The organism is Paralimibaculum aggregatum (genome assembly GCF_030270585.1).
In the GTDB taxonomy this organism is placed as follows: Bacteria; Pseudomonadota; Alphaproteobacteria; order Rhodobacterales; family Rhodobacteraceae; genus Thermohalobaculum; species Thermohalobaculum aggregatum.
On sequence record NZ_BSYI01000091.1, the window covers coordinates 1 to 4,093 of the forward strand.

Genomic DNA, 4,093 nt, shown 5'->3' on the forward strand with positions numbered 1-4,093 from the left:
CGACGCCGACCGACGACGCAGATGCCGACGCAGGCGCAGACGCCCACGCCGATTGACGACGCAGACGCCAACGCCAACGTCGACCGACAGCACAGACGCCGGCGCCGACCCGAGGCGCAGGCCGAGACCCGAGATCAGCCAGGAGGCCGAGATGCACCCGACCGTCCAAGCCGTCACCGCGCGGATCGTCGCGCGCTCCGCCGAGCGCCGCGCCGCCTATCTGGCGCGCTGCGCCCGCATGGCCGAGGCCGGGCCCGCGCGGGCCCACCTCTCCTGCGGGAACATGGCCCATGTCACCGCCGCGAGCGGCACCGACAAGCCGGCCATCGCCCGCGCGCGCGGCGGCAACATCGCCATCGTCACCGCCTATAACGACATGCTCTCGGCGCATCAGCCCTTCGAGCGCTTCCCGGCGATCCTGAAGGCGGCGGCGCGCGCGGCCGGCGGCACCGCGCAGGTCGCCGGCGGCGTGCCGGCGATGTGCGACGGCGTCACCCAGGGCCGCGCCGGCATGGAGCTCTCGCTGTTCTCGCGCGACGTGATCGCGCTGGCCGCCGGGGTCTCGCTGAGCCACGACTGCTACGACGCGGCGATCTTCCTCGGGGTCTGCGACAAGATCGTGCCGGGCCTGGTGATCGCCGCGGCGAGCTTCGGGCACCTGCCGGCGGTGTTCGCCCCGGCCGGGCCGATGACCAGCGGGCTGCCCAACGACGAGAAGGCGCGCATCCGCCAGCGCCACGCCGCCGGCGAGATCGGCCGCGACGAGCTGCTGCGCGCCGAGATGGCGAGCTATCACGGGCCCGGCACCTGCACCTTCTACGGCACCGCCAACACCAACCAGATGCTGATGGAGGTGATGGGGCTGCAGCTGCCGGGGGCGAGCTTCGTCAACCCCGGCACGCCGCTGCGCGAGGCGCTGACCGCCGAGGCGGCGCGCCGGGCGCTGGCGCTGGCCGCCACCGGGGCGCGCTATACCCCGGCCAGCGCGGTGCTCTCGGAGAAGGCCTTCGTCAACGGCATGGTCGGGCTCTCGGCCACCGGCGGCTCGACCAACCTGGTGCTGCATCTCGTCGCCATGGCGCGCGCCGCCGGCGTGCTGATCGACTGGCAGGACATGGCCGAGCTCTCCGCCGCGACGCCGCTGATGGCGCGGGTCTATCCCAACGGGCTGGCGGATGTGAACCAGTTCCACGCCGCCGGCGGGCTCGGCTTCATGATCGGCGAGCTGCTCGGCGCCGGGCTGCTGCACGAGGATGTCGAGACCGTCGCCGGCCCCGGGCTGGCGCGCTACACCGAGGAGCCGGTGCTGGACGGCGCCGACCTGGCCTGGCGCCCCGGCGCCGGCGCGAGCGGCAATGCCGACATCCTGCGCCCGGCCGCGGCGCCGTTCCAGCCGACCGGCGGGCTGGCGCTGCTCGAGGGCAATCTCGGCCGCGCGGTGATCAAGATCTCGGCGGTGAAGCCCGAGCATCACCGGATCGAGGCGCCGGTGCGGATCTTCGAGACCCAGGAGAGCGTGAAGGCCGCCTTCAGGGCCGGCGAGCTCGACCGCGACGTGGTGGTGGTGGTGCGCTTCCAGGGCCCGCAGGCCAACGGCATGCCGGAGCTGCACGCGCTGACCCCGCCGCTCTCGGTGCTGCAGGACCGCGGCCACAGGGTGGCGCTGGTCACCGACGGGCGGATGTCCGGGGCCAGCGGCAAGGTGCCGGCGGCGATCCATCTCAGCCCCGAGGCCGCCGATGGCGGGGCGCTGGCCCGGCTGCGCGACGGCGACGTGCTGCGCCTCGATGCCGGGGCGGGCCGGCTCGAGGTGCTGCTGGATGCCGCCGAGCTGGCCGCCCGGACACCGGCGACGGCGGATCTCGCGGCCAGCCACGAGGGCATCGGGCGCGAGCTCTTCGGCGCCTTCCGCGCCGCGGTGAGCAGCGCCGAGACCGGCGCCGCCGTGGTGATCTGAGACCCGCCACGGGCGGCCCGCGCAAAGGAGGGATGCAATGACCACGACCGAGGCCTGGACGGCCGTCCACGACCATGCCGCGCGGCTGAAGCCGGTGCATCTGCGCCGGCTCTTCGCCGCCGATCCGGGGCGGGCGGCGGCGCTCGCCTTCGCCGAGGACGATCTCTCCGTCGACCTGTCGAAGGAGAAGCTCGACCGCGCCGCGCTCGACGCGCTGCTCGGGCTGGCGCGCGCCGCCGGGGTCGAGGCGCAGCGCGCGGCGCTGTTCGCCGGCGCCCCGGTCAATGCCACCGAGGGCCGGGCGGTGCTGCACATGGCGCTGCGCGGCGGCGCGCCGGCGCCGGCCGGCGACGACGTGGACGGCACCCGCGAGCGCTTCCTCGCCTTCGCCGAGACGGTGCGGGCCGGGCAGCTCCCCGGCGGCCCGGTGCGCGATGTCGTCAACATCGGCATCGGCGGCTCGGATCTCGGCCCGGCGATGGCGGCACGGGCGCTGGTGCCGGACTGCGACGGGCCGCGGCTGCACTTCGTCTCGAATGTCGACGGCGCCCATCTCGCCGACACCGTGGCCGGGCTCGACCCGGCGCGCACCCTGGTGATCGTCGCCTCCAAGACCTTCACCACGCAGGAGACCATGGCCAATGCCCGCCTCGCGCGGGACTGGCTCGGCGCCCATGCCGCGGAGCGGATGGCCGCGGTCTCGACCAATCTCGACGGCTGCGCCGCCTTCGGCATCCCGCAGGAGCGCGTCTTCGGCTTCTGGGACTGGGTCGGCGGGCGCTACTCGCTGTGGAGCGCGATCGGGCTGGTGCTGGCGATCGGCATCGGCGCGGCGCGGTTCCGCGCCTTCCTCGCCGGCGCCGCGGCGATGGACCGGCATTTCCGGGAGGCGCCGCTCGAGCGCAACCTGCCGGTGCTGCTGGCGCTGGCCGGGATCTGGCGGCGCAACGCCATGGGCTGGCCGAGCGTGGCGGTGATCCCCTACGACCAGCGCCTGGCGCGGCTGCCGGCCTATCTCCAGCAGCTCGACATGGAGAGCAACGGCAAGCGCGTCACCCGCGCCGGCGCGCCGGTCGGCACCGCCACCGGCCCGGTGATCTGGGGCGAGCCCGGCACCAATGCGCAGCATTCCTTCTTCCAGCTGATCCACCAGGGCACCGATGTCGTGCCGGTCGACTTCATCGCCGCCGCCACCCCCCGCGACGCCGATCCGCGGCACCACGCCATGCTGCTCGCCAACTGCCTCGCCCAGGGCCAGGCGCTGGCCTTCGGCCGCGACACCGCCGAGGTCGAGGCCGAGATGGCCGCCGCCGGCGCCGCGCCCGAGGCGATCGCCCGGCTGGCGCCGCATCGCAGCTTCCCCGGCGACCGGCCCTCCACCACCATCCTGTTCCGCCGGCTCGACCCGCATGCCCTCGGCCGGCTGATCGCGCTGTTCGAGCACAAGGTCTTCGTGCAGGGCGCGATCTGGGGGGTGAATTCCTACGACCAGTGGGGCGTCGAGCTCGGCAAGGCGCTGGCCCGGCCGCTGATCCCGGCGCTGGCCGAGGGCGCCGCCGCCGAGACCGATCCCTCGACGCGCGCCCTCATCGACCGTATCCGTGCCCTCGCGGCAGGGGGCTGAGCCCCGCCGCATCGCCGAACAACCCTGCCGGAGACCGAGACCATGAGCCTGACCGCCGCCGATATCTGCCGCGCCGCCCCGGTGATCCCCGTCATCGTGGTCGAGGAGATCGCCCATGCCGCGCCGCTGGCCCGCGCGCTCGCCGATGGCGGGCTGACCAGCCTCGAGGTCACCCTGCGCACCCCCGCCGCGCTCGACGCGATCCGCGCCATGGTCGAGGCCGCGCCCGATGCGGTGGTCGGCGCCGGCACCCTGCGCAGCGCCGCCGACGTCACCGCCGCGGTCGCCGCCGGCGCCCGCTTCGGCGTCTCGCCGGGGCTCTCCGAGGCGGTGCTCGACCGCGCCGACGAGCTCGGCCTGCCGATGCTGCCCGGCGTCGCCACCCCCTCCGAGGCGATGCGCGGCGCCGAGCGCGGCCTCGGCATCCTCAAGTTCTTCCCCGCCGAGGCCAATGGCGGCGCCGCCGTCCTCAGGGCATGGTCGAGCCCGCTCGCCGGCCTCGCCTTCTGCCC

General features: G+C 75.1%; 3 protein-coding genes. All 3 read left to right on the top strand.

Annotated features, from left to right (window positions below; translation table 11 throughout):
- Positions 1–151 precede the first annotated feature (151 nt).
- Complete coding sequence (gene edd / locus QSJ97_RS24260; RefSeq protein ID WP_285675060.1) at positions 152–1,957, top strand: phosphogluconate dehydratase; 1,806 nt, start codon at positions 152–154, stop codon at positions 1,955–1,957.
- Between the two features lie 37 nt (positions 1,958–1,994).
- Positions 1,995–3,581, top strand: a complete 1,587-nt coding sequence (gene pgi, locus QSJ97_RS24265) for a glucose-6-phosphate isomerase (protein WP_285675062.1) — start codon at positions 1,995–1,997, stop codon at positions 3,579–3,581.
- 42 nt (positions 3,582–3,623) lie between these two features.
- On the top strand, positions 3,624–4,093 hold a 470-nt coding region (eda, locus tag QSJ97_RS24270; RefSeq protein ID WP_285675064.1), incomplete at its 3' end, for a bifunctional 4-hydroxy-2-oxoglutarate aldolase/2-dehydro-3-deoxy-phosphogluconate aldolase.